Source organism: Echinicola vietnamensis DSM 17526 (genome assembly GCF_000325705.1).
GTDB classification, from domain to species: Bacteria; Bacteroidota; Bacteroidia; order Cytophagales; family Cyclobacteriaceae; genus Echinicola; species Echinicola vietnamensis.
In genome coordinates, this window is sequence record NC_019904.1 from 4,571,050 (window position 1) to 4,590,343 (window position 19,294).

The 19,294-nt window shown below is 43.7% G+C and carries 12 protein-coding genes; 7 read left to right on the forward strand and 5 right to left on the reverse strand.

Annotation, left to right across the window (positions count from 1 at the left end):
* Positions 1-211: 211 nt before the first annotated feature.
* The gene (locus ECHVI_RS18605; protein ID WP_041740015.1) at positions 212-2,731 is read right to left on the reverse strand and encodes a TonB-dependent receptor; all 2,520 of its coding nucleotides are present in this window, start codon (positions 2,729-2,731) and stop codon (positions 212-214) included.
* Between the two features lie 299 nt (positions 2,732-3,030).
* On the opposite strand from ECHVI_RS18605, the gene ECHVI_RS18610 reads away from it, so the two are divergent.
* The 4 genes from ECHVI_RS18610 to ECHVI_RS18625 all read left to right on the forward strand — a co-directional run bounded on the left by ECHVI_RS18610 (position 3,031) and on the right by ECHVI_RS18625 (position 6,876).
* On the forward strand, positions 3,031-4,107 hold the full coding sequence (locus ECHVI_RS18610; RefSeq protein ID WP_015267581.1) for a sensor histidine kinase: 1,077 nt from the start codon (positions 3,031-3,033) through the stop codon (positions 4,105-4,107).
* The gene (locus tag ECHVI_RS18615) at positions 4,104-4,835 is read left to right on the forward strand and encodes a LytR/AlgR family response regulator transcription factor (protein WP_015267582.1); all 732 of its coding nucleotides are present in this window, start codon (positions 4,104-4,106) and stop codon (positions 4,833-4,835) included. Before ECHVI_RS18610 ends, ECHVI_RS18615 begins: the two co-directional genes overlap by 4 nt.
* Positions 4,836-4,975: 140 nt before the next feature.
* Positions 4,976-5,452 (forward strand): nucleoside deaminase, encoded by a 477-nt coding sequence (locus ECHVI_RS18620; protein ID WP_015267583.1) that lies wholly within the window; start codon positions 4,976-4,978, stop codon positions 5,450-5,452.
* A gap of 47 nt (positions 5,453-5,499) precedes the next feature.
* Positions 5,500-6,876 (forward strand): pyridoxal phosphate-dependent decarboxylase family protein, encoded by a 1,377-nt coding sequence (locus tag ECHVI_RS18625; RefSeq protein WP_015267584.1) that lies wholly within the window; start codon positions 5,500-5,502, stop codon positions 6,874-6,876.
* Positions 6,877-6,893: 17 nt separating this feature from the next.
* Here the strand turns inward: ECHVI_RS18625 and ECHVI_RS18630 are convergent, their stop codons facing one another.
* Both ECHVI_RS18630 and ECHVI_RS18635 read right to left on the reverse strand, forming a co-directional pair.
* A complete protein-coding gene (locus tag ECHVI_RS18630; protein ID WP_157501529.1) occupies positions 6,894-7,286 on the reverse strand; it encodes a hypothetical protein in 393 nt (130 codons plus the stop codon).
* A gap of 261 nt (positions 7,287-7,547) precedes the next feature.
* Entirely contained in the window at positions 7,548-9,104 is a 1,557-nt protein-coding gene (locus tag ECHVI_RS18635; protein WP_015267586.1) for a hypothetical protein, read from the reverse strand.
* A 143-nt stretch (positions 9,105-9,247) separates the two neighbouring features.
* Here ECHVI_RS18635 and ECHVI_RS18640 point away from each other — a divergent pair, with 143 nt between their 5' ends.
* On the forward strand, positions 9,248-10,420 hold the full coding sequence (locus ECHVI_RS18640) for a 2-isopropylmalate synthase (RefSeq protein ID WP_015267587.1): 1,173 nt from the start codon (positions 9,248-9,250) through the stop codon (positions 10,418-10,420).
* A gap of 85 nt (positions 10,421-10,505) precedes the next feature.
* On the opposite strand, the gene ffh is transcribed toward ECHVI_RS18640, so the two are convergent.
* A complete protein-coding gene (gene ffh, locus ECHVI_RS18645) occupies positions 10,506-11,846 on the reverse strand; it encodes a signal recognition particle protein (RefSeq protein WP_015267588.1) in 1,341 nt (446 codons plus the stop codon).
* 1,262 nt (positions 11,847-13,108) lie between these two features.
* Positions 13,109-13,636, reverse strand: a complete 528-nt coding sequence (locus ECHVI_RS18650; RefSeq protein WP_015267589.1) for a large conductance mechanosensitive channel protein MscL — start codon at positions 13,634-13,636, stop codon at positions 13,109-13,111.
* A gap of 660 nt (positions 13,637-14,296) precedes the next feature.
* On the opposite strand from ECHVI_RS18650, the gene ECHVI_RS18655 reads away from it, so the two are divergent.
* Complete coding sequence (locus ECHVI_RS18655; protein WP_015264509.1) at positions 14,297-15,529, forward strand: IS4 family transposase; 1,233 nt, start codon at positions 14,297-14,299, stop codon at positions 15,527-15,529.
* Between the two features lie 206 nt (positions 15,530-15,735).
* Positions 15,736-19,290: a chromosome segregation protein SMC gene (smc, locus tag ECHVI_RS18660; protein ID WP_015267590.1), complete on the forward strand. Its 3,555-nt coding sequence runs from the start codon at positions 15,736-15,738 to the stop codon at positions 19,288-19,290.
* Positions 19,291-19,294 lie beyond the last annotated feature (4 nt).

Below are 19,294 nucleotides of genomic sequence, written 5' to 3' on the forward strand. Positions count from 1 at the left end.
TCATTTGCTTCATATTCAAAGGAGTCCACCATCAAAAATCAAGGACCGGCTTCATCCGATGGTAGTGGCGAGTTCAGCTTTATAATAGCTGAAAATGAACCAAAAAAGCCTGCCAGAATGATCCGACAGGCTTTTCAGTTTAACCCTTTTAACATTAACTAAGAGGAGTTTTATCCTCATGTACTCCAACCAGGGTTTAGAGTGTTTTTATTTATTGTGCAGGCCCCATCATTCCTCCACCATTGCTATCTCCACCTTTTAGGTCCTCATTTTCGATGGAGCGCTTTTTCCTTCGAGGAGAGACACTCATTTTACCAATCCTATAGCTAAAATTGATCTTGAAGTTCATGTTTCGCATGTAATTGGTACTGTGTTGGATGATGGTCGGGGAAACGATTTCATTTTCCATTTTGAATTCCGGTGTAAAGAAGTTTTCCGCACCGAAACCAATACTACCCTTTTTCTCTGCAAATTGTTTATTGATATTCAATCCATAAATGCCAAAGCCGGTTTCATATCCTTGGAGGTTTACCCTTCTTCCCCGGGCAAATGCAAAGCCCTGCAAGACCCAACTTTCCGTAATATTGTAGTTACCGAACATCCGGCCACTTACTACAAAACCTTCATTAGAAGCATTGTACAGGGGATCGTCCACATTGTTATCGATCATGGCATAGTAGGTATCTATTCCTCCGTTAAAGGACAGCTTGTTGGACACATTGATATTGGCAAAAAGGTTTAGTCCTACGGCCTGTTCACTACCGATATTTTCGTACGTAGTATAGATTACTCCGTCATCCAGCACACTTCTGATCGGCTGGATAGAGCCAGTAGTATTACGATAAAAACTGGAAATATTAATGCTGGCAGACTTGAAATAGGTGCTGTAGGCCAGTTCAAAATTATCAGTGTATTCTGGGTCCAACAACGGATTTCCTTGGGTAATTTGAGTGGGGTTAGCCCCTTGGATATTTGGATTCAAAAACTGCAGTGATGGACGCTGGATCCGACGGTTATAGGCCGCTTTGAGCATATTACCACTTTCAAATTTTCGACTTAGGTTGACACTTGGCACCAAAACGCCATAATCCGGAATATCTGCCTGCTCTTCTCCTGTCTTAAAATCCGCATTGATAGTGGTATACTCATATCGGGCGCCAACTTTCGCGGTATAGTGCTTAAGGAAGCCTTGTGTATATGACACGTATCCTGCGGTCACATTTTGGTCATAGTCAAACTCATTGCTGAAATCAGCATCTTCATTTTCCACATATTCACCATCTGCTCCTTCAGCCGTAAAATAGGCATAATCACTGTTTACCCTACGTAGGATATTTTTGGCTCCATATTCCAAAATCTGATCCTCACCATCCCCAAGGGGCGTAATATAGTCCACTTGAAGGGTGAATTCTTGATTATTGGAAGCATTCTCATTTTTTGTTCGCTGCGCTATCTCTTCAAAGTTCCCGTCCAATAAGGCTTGGACAAAGTCATTGGTCCTGTTATTTCGGCTATAGAGTCCCATGATGCTGAATTCCTTTTGTGGCTTCTCATATGTCCGAGTATAGTTAAGACTGACATCCACGGTATTGGACAGGTTATCCATATCCACTGTCCTCATCAGTGAGCTTATCAACTCATCGTCCAGGTAATTTTCGGTCAATAAGTTGTCCTGTTTGTTCTTAAAATTGAACATCCCAAAATTAACGGATGCCGCCAACCAATTGTATTTATCGATTTCATAGTCTGCACCAAAATTGTAGCGCCCCATTAGCATATTGGAACGGGTGTCGGTGGTCTGGAGAATGTTGGAAACCGATCCATCGGGGTTGGTTACCAGCTGGCTATTTTCAAAGGCCCCATTAATATTATAACCTGCACGACCAAAACCGCCCAAGTTAAATCCCCATTTCCCCTTTCTGGCACTGGCATTCAAGCCGAGGTTACTTCCTCTCATCCCGGCAGAGGTATTGATGCTGAGCGAGGTACCTTGAAGGTTATTTTTCTTGGTGACAATATTGATCACCCCTCCCGTACCTTCAGCATCATATTTGGCTGATGGAGAAGTAATGACCTCTACAGACTTAATTTCATCGGCAGGAATTTGCTTCAAGGCATCAGCAATGGAACTGGCCGACATGGTGGAAGGTTTGTTATCGATCAGCACCCGGATGTTACTGCTTCCCCGCATGGACACATTGCCATCGAGGTCCACAGAAAGCATCGGTACACGCCTGAGCACGTCCGTAGCATCCCCTCCCACGGTTGTCTTATCATTTTCCGCGTTATAAATGGTCCTATCCACCTTTTCTGTGATCAGCTCCCGCTGACCTTGGACCGTTACTTCATCCAGTGATACGGACTCTTCTTCCAACCCAATATTCCCTAAACTCAGGTTCTTTTGGCCACTGGACACCTTGATCCCAGACTTTTGATAAGGCGCAAAGCCGACAAAGTTTACTTGTAATTTATATGTCCCAGGACCAAATCCTGTAATAAAGAATTTCCCTTCATCATCGGCGACCCCTCCTGACACTTGCTTATCAGTAGATTCCTCTAACAAAAGTACTGTTGCGTAGGCTATGGGTGCTCCACCCTCGGCTGCTACGACGGTTCCGGTCAACTGGTAGTCATTTCCACTCGAGCTGGAAGCCTCTTGGGCAAGGGCCATTTTCCCCATCCCAACAAGGAGGAGCATCAAGATGCCCACATTTTGAATCGTTAATTTCATGTATTTTGCTTTAGTTTTGATCATCCTATCAATAGATTTAGCCAACGCATTTGGAGGGCGCTGACAAATTTCAAAAGCAAAGTAATCCTAATCGAAAACACTAAAAAATAGAATAGATGACAAGCGGTTCTTTATCGACAAAAGTGGCATTACAGTAGATGGGTGGAAAGCAGCTGTTCGACGAACCGCTTTTAACGGCTCATATCCACTATCCATAGGGAAAAAAGCCTAAATGGCAGATTATCTTTTCTGTTTTGGCGACTTTGTTTTATGTTTATTGCTTCACTAACCCAATACGCATGTACGAAGGGCTTAAACTGCACAAACACGTATCGATCCTTATCCATATCTTGGCTTGGCTCCTGATCGGTGCAGTTTTATTTCTATTGGGGCCGCTCTCATGGAACACCACCTTACCGGTGGAGTTCTGGTACAGACAGCTGACCTTAGTGGTCGTGCTAGTGGCATTCTTTTATACCAACAAAGACTTCTTTGTCCCTAAGCTCCTTTTTAATGGGAAAAACTGGCTTTTCTTACTGGTCATCCTGGGCTTGTGTTTCACCTTGATGTATGCCGTCGAATATTTCGAACGGCTCATCCGACTGCCGGAATTGATGCACGAAGCATTTCATCCAGACGATGATAAACCTTACAAACCCAAAAAGGATTACATTGATGTTTTCTTGCTGTTGGTGCTTTTTTTGGCTGCAGGAATTAGTACGAGCATAGCAGCGGTCCAAAAGTGGCAGGCAGATGAAACCCTCCGAAGGCAGCTTGACCAGCAACGGATCAGCTCTGAACTATCCTACCTCAAGGCCCAAATCAACCCGCATTTCTTTTTCAACACTCTCAACAACATCTATTCACTCACCAGCATTGATGTGGAAAGTGCCCGTATTGCCCTGCACAAGCTTTCTAGAATGATGCGCTATGTCCTCTACGAAACCGAAAAAGACCAAACACTGCTCAGCAAGGAAATCGGTTTTATCAAGGATTTTATCGAACTGATGAAATTACGCATTTCCGAAAAGGTGCAGATCGAGCTGGATATTGAGGATCACGTCGAAGACCGCGTAGTCGCTCCAATGCTGTTGTTGCCCTTTGTGGAAAATTGCTTTAAGCATGGCGTCAGCAGTCGTTATCCGGGGATCATTTCCATTAGAATTCACACAGAAAACGACCTCCTCACCCTGGAAACTTCCAATAAGATTGTCCCCAAAAACATGGGCAGTCCAGAATCCCATCAGCATGGCATCGGCTTGTCCAATACCAAAAGGCGGTTATCTTTATTGTACCATAAAAAGCATGAGCTCTTGATCGATGATCAAAACGCAGAAAATGAGTACCGCGTCACCCTCAAAATCAATCTTGCATGAAACTAAAATGTATCGCTGTCGATGATGAGCCCCTGGCCCTGAAAATGCTCTGTAGTTTTATAGAACAAACAGCCTTTTTATCCCTGGAAGGTAAATTTGAAAATGCCATAGACGCCCTTGCGCACACCCATAAAAATGAAGTAGACCTGATTTTCCTGGATATCCAGATGCCAGACCTTTCTGGAATGGAGTTGGCCAGGGTCCTGGAGAGCAACAAATCCATTTCAAGTACCCGCATCATCTTCACCACTGCCTATAATCAGTTTGCAGTGGAAGGCTATAAAGTAGATGCCTTGGATTACCTCCTTAAACCCTTCAGCTATGAGGAGTTCCTCAGGGCTGCCACAAAGGCCTACCAGTTTTTCGAAAATCAACAGCAAGCGGCCGTCCCCGAAACCAGCAAAAAAGACTATATCTTCCTGAAGGTGGAATACCAACTGGTCAAGGTCATGCTCAGGGATATCCTTTACCTGGAAGGGTATAAGGACTATGTAAAAGTCCACCTCGTGGGAAAGCCTTCTCCACTCCTATCCCTGACCAGTCTGAAAAATATGGAGGACATTCTTCCTGAGACCCAATTCATGCGTATTCACCGTTCTTATATCATCTCCTTAGACCACATCGACTCCATCACTCGAAACACCGTCAACATCGGTAAAACGACCATCACGGTAAGTGACCATTACAAAGAAAACTTCCTCCAATTTGTGAACAAGTGGATTGGTTAATTCACTATTAAACATCAAATCAAGAAGGCCACCACACTACAAATCAGGACCTGACTTTTTGTTTTTTTAATTTTATTATTCCTAAAACTGTCCTAATTTAGATCATCCTTGTTTGATCGGTAATAACTTATTTTTATCCCATGGAAGCGCTTCAAAAAACATTTATGGAGATGGCCATCAGGCTCTCACGAGAAGGAATGACCTCCGGAAAAGGTGGTCCGTTCGGCTGCGTGATCGTCAAGGACGGTGTGGTGATCGGAAAAGGGAACAACCAAGTGCTGAGCACCAACGACCCCACGGCCCACGCAGAAGTAGTGGCCATTCGGGAAGCCTGCAAAACCTTGCGTTCATTCCAGCTGGAAGGATGTGAGATCTACACCTCCTGTGAACCCTGCCCCATGTGCCTCGGCGCTATTTACTGGGCCAGGCCCGCGAAAGTTTTTTATGCAAACACGCGACATGAAGCCGCTGATGCAGGATTTGATGATGATTTCATCTACCAAGAACTCCCTTTACCCCCTGCACAAAGGAAAATTTCGATGGTCCACGCTCCAGACAAAGCAGCCTTAGAAGTATTCCGTGAGTGGATCGATAAGGAAGACAAAAACGTTTACTGATTTTCGTTAATCAACGAATCGGGCTAATCTCACCAAACCGACGACCTATGCACAAAAGTATAGAAAATGACCTTGACCAGCTGGAAACACTTTTGACTGCCGTACAAGCAAAAGCAATGGACTATTTAAGCACATTGGCAGAAAGACCCACTTCCTCAAACCACCAGGTCAGCAACATGGGTGAATTGCCAGAAGAAGGCTCAGGCACCCTGCATGCGCTCGATCTGTTTAGTGAGCGCTTCGAACCCCTAATGGTGGCCTCCTCAGGCCCGAGGTTCTGGGGCTTCGTCACTGGAGGAACCACTCCCGCCGCCATCGCCGGTGATTGGCTCACCTCCATTTATGATCAGAATACGCAAACGACCAAAGGCCATGGTGATGTGTCTGCCATCATCGAAAAGGAAACGATCCATTTGCTGCTAGCGCTACTCCAATTACCAAAAGACTACCTTGGGGGATTCGTCTCCGGTGCTACCATGTCAAATTTCACCTGTCTGGCCACCGCCCGGCAATGGATAGGCCATCAGCTCGGGAAGGATTTTGCCAAAGACGGGGTGAGTGAAACCGTTCCTATTCTCTCCGCCACCCCCCATTCTTCATCTGTCAAATCCTTGGCAATGTTAGGATTGGGCAGTAAAAACATCATAAGCATCCACACCAAAAGTGGCGACAGGGAAGCAATGGACATCGATCACCTGGAAAGTACCATTGAAAGCCTCGATGGGAAACCATTTATTCTTATTTCAAGTGCTGGCACTGTCAATACCGTTGATTTTGATGACTTTTCTGCCATAGCGAAGCTCAAGGAAAGACACCCCTTTTGGTGGCATATAGATGCAGCTTTTGGTGGGTTTGCAGCTTGTTCGCCTGCCCATGAGCATTTATTGACCGACTGGGAAAACGCAGACAGCATTACCCTTGATGGCCACAAGTGGCTAAATGTCCCCTATGAAAGCGGGATATTCCTCATAAAAGAAAAACACCAATTGCTCCAGGTTTCTTCCTTCCAAAACTCCAATGCACCGTACCTGGGAGACCCCATGGCCAATTTCAATTACCTCAACCTCCTGCCCGAAAATTCCAGACGGCTAAAAGCCCTTCCGGCCTGGTTTACCCTCACCTCGTATGGACGTAAGGGCTATCAGGAAATCGTGGAAAACTGCATCTCATTGGCAAAGCAGTTTGGCCAAGCTATTGAGGAGAATGTGCATTGTGAACTCTTGGCCCCCGTGAGGCTGAACACGGTTTGCTTTTGTTTAAAAAATGAGGCAGAGTCCATTTCCTTTTTAGATAAATTAAACGCCACAGGAAAAGTATTTATGACGCCTACTGTTTATAAGGAAAGGAAAGCGATCAGGGCGGCTTTTGTTAACTTCAGAACCACCAAAGAAGATATTTCCGCTGTCCTAAAACTAATGAATTAAAAGAGTTATCATCTTTGTTAATTGGAAGGAATAGTATCATATAGACAAGTAAATCCTAATTTAACAGTATATTCCTCATTAACCTCAAGAATAAATGAATTACTAGACTTATTCACTATATCCGACACTTCCAATTTTTCAAAATCTTTGTTGTTCTCTTCCAGATCAAAATGTACTTCATAAGTATCATCCCCATTTTCAATTTTCACAATCTTATATCCATGATTATTATAATCAATGAATTTTTCTTTAACCCTTCCATCAGTGATTTTTTCATTAAAAAAATCATGATGTAACTTGCAATTTATATCCTGCCGAGGAAATTCATCAAATTCGCCTACTAGCCATAAAAAAATAGTAAAGAAAATTACTAGTAACATTAGTATTAAATGATAATTATATCTTTTCATTACTACCATATTCTTGTTTTACAGGTTTGATAAATAACTACTTTATCAATTGGAGTAGAAATATTGTGCTGGATTTGTGAATCAGTATCCTTTGCCCAAGCACAACATTATATCATGATGCTGATTCTTATTTTACTCCTTCACATGGCATGCCCCAACTATTCTCTACTAGGCAATCACTGCTAGTAGTAAATTTTCAAGTTAAACTAGTCTTGGTTCTTTACCCTTTTTCTCTAATCTTACTACTTCATACTTTAAACCTCACTTTTCTCTTACCATTTTCTGCTGAAACTTTTCCCTGATCACCTCCTGCACCGGGCGGTTTTGGATTTTGCTGTCCAGCCAAGAAATGATGTCCAAATACAAGAAAGCCCGCTTTTCGTATGGATGATTTTCGTACTGTATCAGCTTATCCCTCAGCTCCTTAAAGGCAGATTTCAGCTCATATTCATAAATCCTGTTGAGCTTTCTGACGAATTGCATCATCTCTTGCTGTACCAAATGCAAATCTTGCATTTTGATCAGAAAACGATAGACATTCCTGATCTGTTGCTCCAAATTATCGTCCAAGCCTTCCTCATAACTGGCGATCAGTTTAAGAATATGAGCAAAGCACTGCAAATCCTCCCTGAGCCCATCCCCAGTATGGCTGATCACCTCATCCAAATGCCTGATGGCCCCTAAATTGTCACCACTTCCGAAATACAAACACGCGATCTTATAGTGAAGCACGACCACGTGGTGAACATCCAACTTTGACCGAAGGTCTTTCATTTCTTTAAGCAAGGAAGGTATCACTTTCTCCACACCCAGACTAAAGTCACCAATCAAGAAATAATAGTTGATGCTATTGGAATAAAAATAGAGGAAAGCCAATATCCTGCAATTATCATCCATCCTAAAATCATCATTTTCCAAACTGTCTTTAAACTGCTCAAAAACGATGATAAACCGATCGTATTGCTGCAAATAGAACAACGTATCCAACAAGTAATGGTAGGCTTTCAGGTAATTACCTGTGGCCACTTTTTTCATTTGTGGATGGGTCTGATACAGCCCTACCCATCGCTGCGCCGCCCGGTAGCAAAGCGGAAAGTCCTGTAAAATATGGTAAAACCAAACCTGTGACTGAAAGAGGTACAGTTTTTCGTAAAAGTTCAACTTATCCAGTTCGTAATCTGGCATGTTTTTGAGGTAATAGGCTTCTACCAACCTCCTGTCGTATTCGTCTTTGACATGCCCCATTTTGAGATAAAGCCCATAAAGCTGTAGCGAGAGGTTACTCAAGGTGTTCTTTAGCGAAGCACTGCCGACAAGGTCTTTGGCCTCATTGGCCAATATCTCCGCCCGGTCGCGCATACTGCGGGTAATATGCTGCGACTCGATTACCTTCTCCAGTTCCACTATCCGCAGCATGATGGTATCCAAAAAGTATTTCTTTGCAGTCTGCTTAGCCTTATCCAGCAGCTTCAAGCTTTGCTTATAAAGTCCCTTGTTATATAAGATACGAGCAAAATCAATTTGCTCGTTTAGCTGCAATTCCACATTATGATCAGCATAAATCAGTCGCAAACTCACCAAAATCTGCTTGTACAAATGCGACTTCATATTGGCCAGCTGCTTCTTGGTCACCGGCGTCTTTGCGATCAGGTACGGCTCATCGTACACCTGCATCTTGTCCATGACATCAAAAAGCTTTACAAACTTGGCATTTTCATTTGCTCCAAATCGCTTCGCGTACAACTTAAACCCACGCTTCTCAGAAGCACTCAGGGATTTAATTAAAATAAATACACTATCTTTTTCTTTATCAGACATCGGTAAATTTTTACACCTAAACAACTGTAATACAGTTATTTAAATAAAACATATCGCATTCAGACATTGGACAAATAAAGGTAAGTCAATTTACAATCAAACCATAAGATTTTACTTTAGATTTTAGAATAAAAACTCAGATTATGGATAAACGACAAGTATTGATCTTTGACACCACCTTAAGGGACGGAGAGCAAGTCCCTGGCTGTAAGTTGAACACCCCGCAAAAAATCGAAATTGCACGACAGCTGGAAAGTCTGGGCGTGGATGTGATCGAGGCAGGTTTTCCGATTTCCAGTCCAGGAGACTTTAAATCAGTCGTAGAAATTTCTAAAAGCGTTTCTGAACCGATCATCTGTGGCCTTTCCCGTGGCGTGGCCAAGGACATAGAAGTGGCTGCTGAAGCCCTAAAATATGCCAAAAGACCTCGAATTCACACAGGAATCGGTACTTCCCCTTCCCATATCAAATATAAATTTAAGAGTACGCCTGATCAGATCCTGGAACGGGCCGTAGCAGCTGTAAAACATGCCAAATCTTTTGTAGAAGACGTCGAGTTCTATGCCGAAGACGCCGGAAGAACAGACAACGAATACCTTGCTCGCATTTGCGAAGCAGTGGTCAAAGCCGGTGCTACCGTCCTAAACATTCCTGACACCACTGGCTACTGCCTGCCAGATGAATACGGTGCCAAGATAAAATACCTCATGGACAATGTAAAGGGCATAGAGAATGTCATCATCTCGGCCCACTGCCATAATGACCTCGGACTCGCCACTGCCAACTCCATATCTGCCGTTATGAACGGAGCACGCCAAATCGAATGTACCATCAACGGCATTGGAGAAAGAGCCGGCAACACCTCTCTTGAGGAAGTCGCCATGATCATGAAACAGCACCCTAGACTCAACGTCTATAATAAAATCAATTCCAGACTGCTAAACCCGATCTCCAGACTCGTTTCTGAACGTATGGGAATGCACGTGCAGCCCAATAAGGCCATCGTAGGGTCGAATGCCTTTGCCCACTCTTCCGGTATTCACCAAGACGGTGTCATCAAAAACCGCGAAACTTACGAAATCATTGACCCGGAAGAAGTAGGGGTAACCGAATCCATGATTGTCCTAACGGCTAGAAGTGGTAGAGCGGCATTGGCTTTCAGGCTCCATAAAATTGGTTATACCATTACCAAGCTTCAGTTGGATGACATCTACCAACTTTTCCTTGAACATGCCGATATGAAAAAAGAAATTACCGATGAAGATCTTCATGAAATCATGAAAGTCTCCAGCGTCCCTGGAAACGTGGAAGCTTAATCACTGAAGATCAATTATCCATAAAAAAATCCAGCAGGTTGATTCCTGCTGGATTTTTTTATAAAATTTGAATTAGTATTTTTTACTATTTGCCTCCCATATTGTTAGGCATAAGGTTTCCCAATGCACGCTGGGCACCTCCCATTTTATTCATTTGCTTCATCATCTTTCTCATGTCCCGGAATTGCTTCATAAGGTTATTGACCTCTTGAATAGACCTGCCGCTTCCATCTGCAATTCGTTTTCTCCTACTTCCATCGATCACATCAGGGTTCTCTCTTTCCAATGGGGTCATACTCCTGATGATGGCTTCTATGGGTTTGAAAGAATCATCGTCTATATCCAGGCCTTTGATCATTTTCCCCATCCCTGGGATCATACCCATCAAATCCTTTAGATTCCCCATCTTTTTGATCTGCTCTATTTGGGAAAGGAAATCATCAAAATTAAACTGGTTCTTACGGATTTTGGCATTGATCCGCTTGGCTTCGTCTTCGTCAAAACTCTGCTGTGCTTTCTCCACCAAAGACACCACATCTCCCATCCCCAGGATCCTTTGGGCCATCCTGTCCGGGTAGAACACGTCCAGGTTTTCCATTTTTTCGCCTGTGGAAATAAACTTGATTGGCTTATCCACGACGTGACGGATGGAAATGGCGGCACCACCACGGGTATCACCATCCAGTTTGGTCAGTACTACCCCATCAAAATCCAATCGCTCATCAAAGGTCTTTGCAGTATTTACCGCATCCTGACCAGTCATGGAGTCTACGACGAAAAGTGTCTCGGCAGGATCTAGGTTTTCCTTCAAGTCCGAGATCTCATTCATCATCTGTTCATCGACCGCAAGACGACCTGCCGTATCGACGATGACGTTTTTCTTTCCGTTCTTTTTGGCGTATGCAATGGCTTTGGAAGCAATATCCAAAGCGTTTTTATTTTCTGGTTCAGCGTAAACCTCTACTCCGATCTGCTCACCCAAAGTCTTCAGCTGCTCAATGGCCGCAGGACGATAAATATCACAGGCTACCAAAAGCACCTGGCGTCCTTGTTTCTTCAGGTGCGTGGCCAGCTTACCTGAGAAGGTGGTTTTACCAGAACCTTGGAGCCCTGAGATCAAAATCACATTGGGATCACCCTTGAGGTTGATGTCCTCTTTGGTTCCCCCCATCAGTTTGGTCAGCTCTTCCTGCGTAATCTTAACGAGTAACTGGCCCGGAGAAACAGAGATCAATACATCCCTTCCAAGTGCCTCGCTCTTGATCGTATCAGTAACCTCCTTCGCTACTTTATAGTTTACGTCTGCATCGATCAACGCCCTACGGATTTCCTTTACGGTGGTCGCGACATTGATTTCGGTAATCTTACCGGTCCCCTTAAGGGTCTTAAACGCTCTATCTAGTTTATAACTAAGATTATCAAACATGGGTTCTTTCCTTCTATTTTACTGCAAAAATACAATAAATAAATTTCTATCGAAGGCCTAGGTTATTTATTCGCCCAATTCTTTTGATTTCTGGCTCCATTTTTCTGTATCTAGACAAATCCCCCACCAAAAAACAATTCTCCCAACCCCATCAAACAGGATAAACACTCCCTTCAACCCAAACTGGCAATTTAAATTTGATATAGGTAATATTCACAAGATCAAAAGCAAAATATGATTTCCAAACGTTCATTTACATTATAAAACAAAAAATACCGTAATCACGGTATTTTGTTTTATGAAATTATCTCGTACCTTAGAAGTACTGTTTCACTTTTTTATATCTCGAAGTAATAAAAATTACTTAACTTTTAATTTTTAATCCTTAAAAAGAAAAACCGCTGGTTTGATCAGCGGTTTTTTTTGCGCTTGGCCTTAAGATTGGATTAAGCGGTAAAGCTTGGGGCAATTTACACCATAATGAAAATTGGTGGTTCCCCCAGGGCAAACACTTTTTAACTATTAGTAAAGAGATGTCAGCCTGAATTAAAGGACTTCAAGGGGCTAAAAGTGATTTCCCTGATGGTTTTCAAGTTTGGCAAACGCATTTAGTGCTAATTTCGTGTAAAGGAGCTATCATCCGTGCCGCTGGCACTCCTTCGGGAGGTTAAAGAGTGCTTAAGTTCCTGCGGATGAATCCACAGGTTACAAAATTTATCGTGCCGCTGGCACTTTGCCCCGATTTGTACATTGGAAACTGCAGTAGCCTATGGTGCCGAATGGCGGAATAGGCTGAGAGTGATTAGTTGATTTGGATCGTACAAGGCGTCGCAGCTATCTGCTCATGCAAAATGGTTGGCTTGGTTGAGGTTAAACCCTGAATACGCGCTGGCAACTGAGCATCCTGCCTAATCCGCCCTTGGCGAAGGGGCATATAGAAGGAGCAAGTGACAACCTACATCAAAAATGATTGCACACAAAAGGGTAAGTTCCGTAGGAACGGCAGATATAAATGCAAATAGGATTTTTTTTAAAAGGCGTTTGCCCTGTGGAGGAAGTCCATCGTTTTAACGGTATGAAATTTTCTTTTATAAGAACATGTCAACATTCATCCCCACAGAAATATTGCTTGATCCCATTGATCATCAAGAAGGGGTTTACCGTAGTGCTGAGCTGGGCTTTCAGCCTGAAAGGAACTTATAATTGCTTTGTCATGGAGCCTTGATGGTGCATCATTGCTCCGAAAAATAAAAAATTGCGCCCTAGTACTTACGATTTAGGATTTCAGAAACCACTACGGCATCTTTCAGCGTTTGCGGATCTTTTAACATCCTTCGATAGCGATTGGTCCCTTTTTTATCCTCGGCCACATCCTCTACTTCTTTCAATAGTTTTTCATCATCGTGGAGATCCACTTGGTCGTCCAGCTTCACCAACTTTTCACCATGCGTGGCATGATCTGCCTGATAGGTCCCCTCATAATACTGTGTTTCTGGCTTAGGACGCTCTTGGGCTGGGATTTTCTCCAGTACTTCATTGGTGGTTTTGGGCGGTGCTGGGGCTTCCTTCCTGGATTTTTGTCCAGCCTTCTCCAAGTCTGACTGCCGCTCCTGCTGATCTTGGCGGATTTCTTTAAGCAGTTCTTCAAAAGAAACAGGCTTGCGAGGCATTTCCTCTCCTTCCGGTAAGTCCACATCCTCCTGCCCTTTGTCCTTTTTCTTTTTGGTCAAAGCCTGGATCACAAAAAACACAATGGTCAAAATGATATATATCAGCGTTCCGTTGTCCACAAATTCATTGTTTTGGTCTCAAGCAAGGTACGAAAAAAACCTAAATCAAACCATCTCAAACAAATTCCCATTAAAGAAGTATAAAAGGCCAGTTCATCCCTTTGCTATATTCGCCCCATAAAATCAATTTTGTGCGAAAATATGCTGTGATCGTATCCGCTTACATAGTGGAATTCTCCAATTGAGTAAAGAAAGGACCTCCCTTAGACCCGCATTATGCATTAGCCTATCTATTGCGACCTGAAACTACTTCAAAATCAGTCGCTTCGCTGCTGTTTTCGACTTCACCATAGCGATGCTATGATTTAATCTCCAAACAGCCTGATTTCCTTGTAGTTTCAACTCTCATTACGATTCCTAATGCATAAAGCGGGTTGAAATGTTGATTTACGGGGAATGCCTTCTCCCGCTAACCTTTTGTCAGGCTTCTCTCCCACTTTTTATTTAGAAGAATCATCCTCATCCAGCGCTTTACCCTAAGTGCTTTTAAAAATTCACCCCCCAGTAGCCGGATACATTTTGTTCACTATTTTGACAAATAGCCAGATTTTATATCCTTTTTCATTGGTGTCCGGTAAAAAATAAATGAAAGAGGGCCAGTCCATTGCTGAACCAGCCCATTGTGGCTACTTTTGAGTTACGACACAAAAAAGTTAAGCCATGGGCAAAAGTAGTAATTTTAGCGGACAGCCGATATTCAATCAGTTAATAAAGTTCATTGACAAGGGGGAGGTAAGGGAGATAGCCCGCAGGCATAATGCGGAGCGTTATGTGAAGAAGTTCACGACTTATAACCACTTGATAGTAATGCTGTTTGTAGCATTTGAGGGCTATCATTCCATTCGTGAGACACTTGTCGGTTTGTTGGCCAATGCCCATAGATTGGCCCATTTGGGTCTGAACTATGTGGTAAGGCGGAGTACGTTATCAGAAGCCAACAAACGACGTGTGAGCGATGTGTTCGCCGATATATACATGAGTGTGTACCAAAGGCATGGTGACAGTTTAACGGACAGCCGGTTGAAGGATGCTGATATGAAGAGGCTCTATATTATGGATTCTACCACCATTAGTCTGTTCAAGGATATTCTCAAGGGAGTAGGCAGGAACCCTAAAACGGGCAAAAAGAAAGGAGGTATTAAGGCCCACACCATCATCAGGGCGAGTGACCATGTTCCTTATCTTGTCCGTTACAGTGCGGCTGTCCGACATGACCATACCTTCCTGGATGAGGTTTTCAACCTGCCCGGGGGCTCTATCATCACTTTTGATAAGGGATATGTGGATTATGGAAAATATGAGGTCCTGACCGAAAGCGGGATATGGTATGTGACCAGGTTAAAAGACAATGCTGTCTATCAGGCCCGAAAGGAGTTTAATATTCCTGATCAGGCAGATTCCGGAGTACTCAAGGATGAAGAAATCATCTTACGATATGGCAAGAACAAGCAACAGGAGCACCGTTCCAGGAGAATAGCCTATTGGGACAGCAAAAGTGAACGCCTGTTTGAGTTCATTACCAATAATTTTGAGATGGCAGCAGAGAAGATAGCACTCATCTATAAAAGACGCTGGCAGATAGAGCTATTATTCAAACAGCTTAAGCAGAACTTCCCTTTAAAGTACTTCTTGGGCGACAATGAAAATGCCATAGAAATACAGATATGGTCGGCCATGTTGGCCAATCTCCTTTTGACCTTGATCAAAAGCCAGGTCAAAAGGAAATGGGCTTTCTCCAACTTGGTATCCCTGGTCAGACAGCAATTAATGAATTATATCAGCTTGTATAGGTTCCTGGAGGATCCGGAAGGAAGCTGGAGAGCCATCATACAAGAAGATATTTTGAAAAATCAAAACACACTGTTCCCTGAGATGAGGGGGGCTTGCTCCTGACAAAAACCAAGTAACCGCTTTATAATCAGTAGGTTGAGAATTGAATTTAACTAATATCCGGGTTTACCGGACAACAATGATCCTTTTTGAAATTCCTGACCTATCCCCCATGAGCTGCCGCTGGCTCTACTAACCTGACCTTCCATTTGCTTATTGCCCCGAACTGATTAATTTTGTTTGTCATATTCTATTTTAATTGAGCTTATATGCAGCTGACCAAGCTTGAGATCAAGGGTTTTAAGAGTTTTGGGGACAAAGTCACCATCCATTTTGACAAAGGCATTACCGGTATCGTAGGGCCTAACGGCTGTGGTAAGTCCAATGTCGTGGATGCCATCCGCTGGGTCCTGGGAGAACAAAAAACCAGGATGCTGCGCTCTGACAAAATGGAAAATGTAATCTTTAACGGCACCAAAAACCGCAAACCGACCAACATGGCCGAGGTGTCGCTGACCTTTGAAAACACCAAAAACCTTCTGCCCACCGAATACACACATGTGACCATCACCAGACGGTACTATCGGTCAGGAGACAGCGAATACCTGCTCAACGGCATTGCTTGCCGCCTAAAAGACATCAACAACCTCTTCATGGACACGGGAATCCAGTCCAACAGTTATGCCATCATCGAACTCAAAATGATCGATGAACTGCTGAATGACAAGAACAATTCCCGTCGGGACCTCTTTGAGGAGGCGGCCGGTATCTCCAAATTCAAAACCCGCAAAAAAGAAACCCTTAAGAAGCTGGATGACACAGATGCTGACCTGGACCGGGTGGAAGATCTATTATATGAAATCGAAAAAAACCTAAAATCCCTGGAAAAGCAGGCCAAGCAAGCGGCAAAATATTTTGAAATCAAAAAGTCCTATAAAGCTTCCAGTATTGCGCTGGCCAAGAAAAGTGTCAAAACCCATACCGATAACCTGATCAATACGAATGAAAAGATCACGGCAGAAAACGACCGTAAACTTCAGATAAACAACGAAATCACCACAAAAGAGGCAGAGCTCGAAAAATTCAAATCCGACCTCATCCATAAAGAAAAGCTTCTTTCCACTCGCCAAAAGACCTTAAACGAGCACGTAAACAAGATCAGGCAATTTGAAAGTGAAAAGAAGATCAAAAACGAGCGGCTCCGTTTCTTGGAGGATCGAGCCCTAAAACTCCGGGAACAAATCGACCAAGACCGTAAGTCCAACGACCGTGCGGGCTTCAGCATCCGCTCACTCGAACAAGAAAAAGAAGTCGCTGAAAAGCTTCTTGCCGAGAAAGAACTGACTGTTCAGGGGCTCAAAGAAGAATACGAGGAACAAAAATCTGCCCATGCCATTCAGCAGGAACGTCAAAAAGTTCTGAGCAAAGATTATGCATCCCGAAAAGACACGATCTACCAACTCAGCAAAGAACTGGAGATCAAACAAATACAGCTATCATCTCTAAAACAGGAGCTCGAAAAAACGGCCTCTGATGACGATAGCCAAGAAGCGAACCTGGCATCATTTGAAGAAAGGATGGTGCTGCTCAAAGATGAACTGGACGCAAAAACCGACCAGCTCCAAAGGTTAAAATCACAAGAAGAAGATCAAAATCAGAAGATCGAAGATGCCAATCGCACGATTGAGCTGATCCGTGAAGAGGTCACCCAGCTAGGCAGAAAACTGGACGCCAAGCAAAACGAATTTAACCTGACCAAATCCTTGGTAGAGAACTTGGAAGGTTTTCCGGAAGCCATCAAATTTCTCAAGAAAAAATCAAGCTGGGGCAAGGACACTCCGCTGCTTTCCGACATTCTCACCACCAGTGAAAATTACCGTGTAGCCATCGAAAACTACCTCGAAAGCTACATGAACTATTACGTGGTGGAGACAGAAGCGCAGGCCATTGCTGCGGTAAACTTGCTGAGTGATGCTGCCCGGGGAAAAGCCAATTTCTTTGTTTTAGAGCACTTTGAGCGCTTCAGACCAGCTCAAAACAAGCTTTTCGCCAATGCCATTGCGGCAACGGAAATCATTGAGTTTGACGAAAAATACAGCAAACTGATCAGCTATATCCTTGATGACGTCTATATCGTCAGAGGAGAAATCACCGATATCCCCCAGGACAATGACGCCATTTTCATTACGGAGAGTGGCAAGTTTACCAAGCGTAAATTCAGCATTTCGGGGGGATCAGTTGGGCTTTTTGAAGGGAAACGAATCGGACGGGCCAAAAACCTGGAGAAGCTGGAAGTGGAGATAAAGGAACTTCATAAAAAAGTAAGTGCCGCCCGGTCAAACCTTGACAAGAACGTCAGCGACCTGATGAAGCTTAAAGAGGTTTCCTACAAAAAGGACATAGAAAACCTCCAAAGTGAAATCAGCGAGGTCAACCAGCAATATATCTCCATCAAAACCAAAAAAGAGCAGCTGGCAGAAATGCTTTCTACCAATGCCAATAAGCGGGAAGACATTTTGGAGAAAATAGAAAGCCTCAGCGCAGAAGTGGATGAAATAGGCCCAAAACTGCAAGAAGCCAAAGATGGGTTTGACGGAATGGAAGAAGAACTGGAAATCATGAACGACCACTTGCTCCAGGAGGAGGAAAGTCTCGCCGTCCGTTCCAGCAATTATAACCAAGAAAACATCCAGTACCATCAGCACCTGAACAAAGTCAACAGCTTGGAACAAGAGATTTCCTTTAAGAAAACGGCATTTGAAAACAGCAAGGACCGTATCGAAAAATCGCAGGGAGAGCTCAGCAGCATTGATCAAGAAATCAAAGGCCTGCTGGACAACAATGAAATCAAGGACGATGAGCTGATCGAACTCTACACTGAAAAGGAAGCCATCGAAACGGGTGTAACCGAAGCAGAAAAAAATTACTATGCTTCCCGCGGAGATATTGACGAGATGGAAAAGGGCATACGAGCCATTTCCAAACAAAAAGAGGGCATCGACACGATCATCATGGAGCTCCAAAACGCCCTAAATGAAATCAAACTCAAGCTTTCCAGCATGAAAGAACGGTTGAGTGTAGAGTTTGAAATAGACTTGGATGCCCTAATGGAAGAAGATCCCGAAGTGGACGAGGCCTATCAGGAAAAATCTACCGAACAAATTCGTGAGGAAGTCAGCAAGGCCAAGCAAAAGCTGGAGAAAATCGGCCCGATCAACCCGATGGCCATGGAGGCTTATGATGAGATCAAAGAACGCCATGTTTTTATCACCAGTCAAAAAGAAGACCTGACCAAGGCCAAGAATTCCTTAATGGACACCATCAAGGAAATTGACACCGTGGCCAAAGAAACCTTTTTGGAGGCCTTTGAACAGATCAAGACGAACTTTATCAAAGTATTCAGGAGCCTCTTTACTGCAGAAGATGACTGCGACCTGAAGCTGACCGATCCGGACAATCCCCTGGAAAGCACCATTGAGATCATGGCCAAACCCAAGGGAAAAAGGCCGCTCACCATTAACCAGCTTTCAGGTGGGGAAAAGACCTTGACGGCCACTTCCCTACTCTTTTCCATTTACCTGCTGAAGCCTGCACCATTTTGTATCTTTGACGAGGTGGATGCTCCGCTGGACGATGCCAACATCGACAAATTCAACCAAATCATCCAAAAATTCTCCCACGAATCCCAGTTCATCATCGTCACCCATAACAAGCGCACGATGGCAAGCACCGACATCATCTATGGCATCACCATGATCGAGGCGGGTGTCTCCCGCGTGGTTCCGGTGGATCTGAGGGAATTGGAAGATATTATTGAAGATTAGTTTT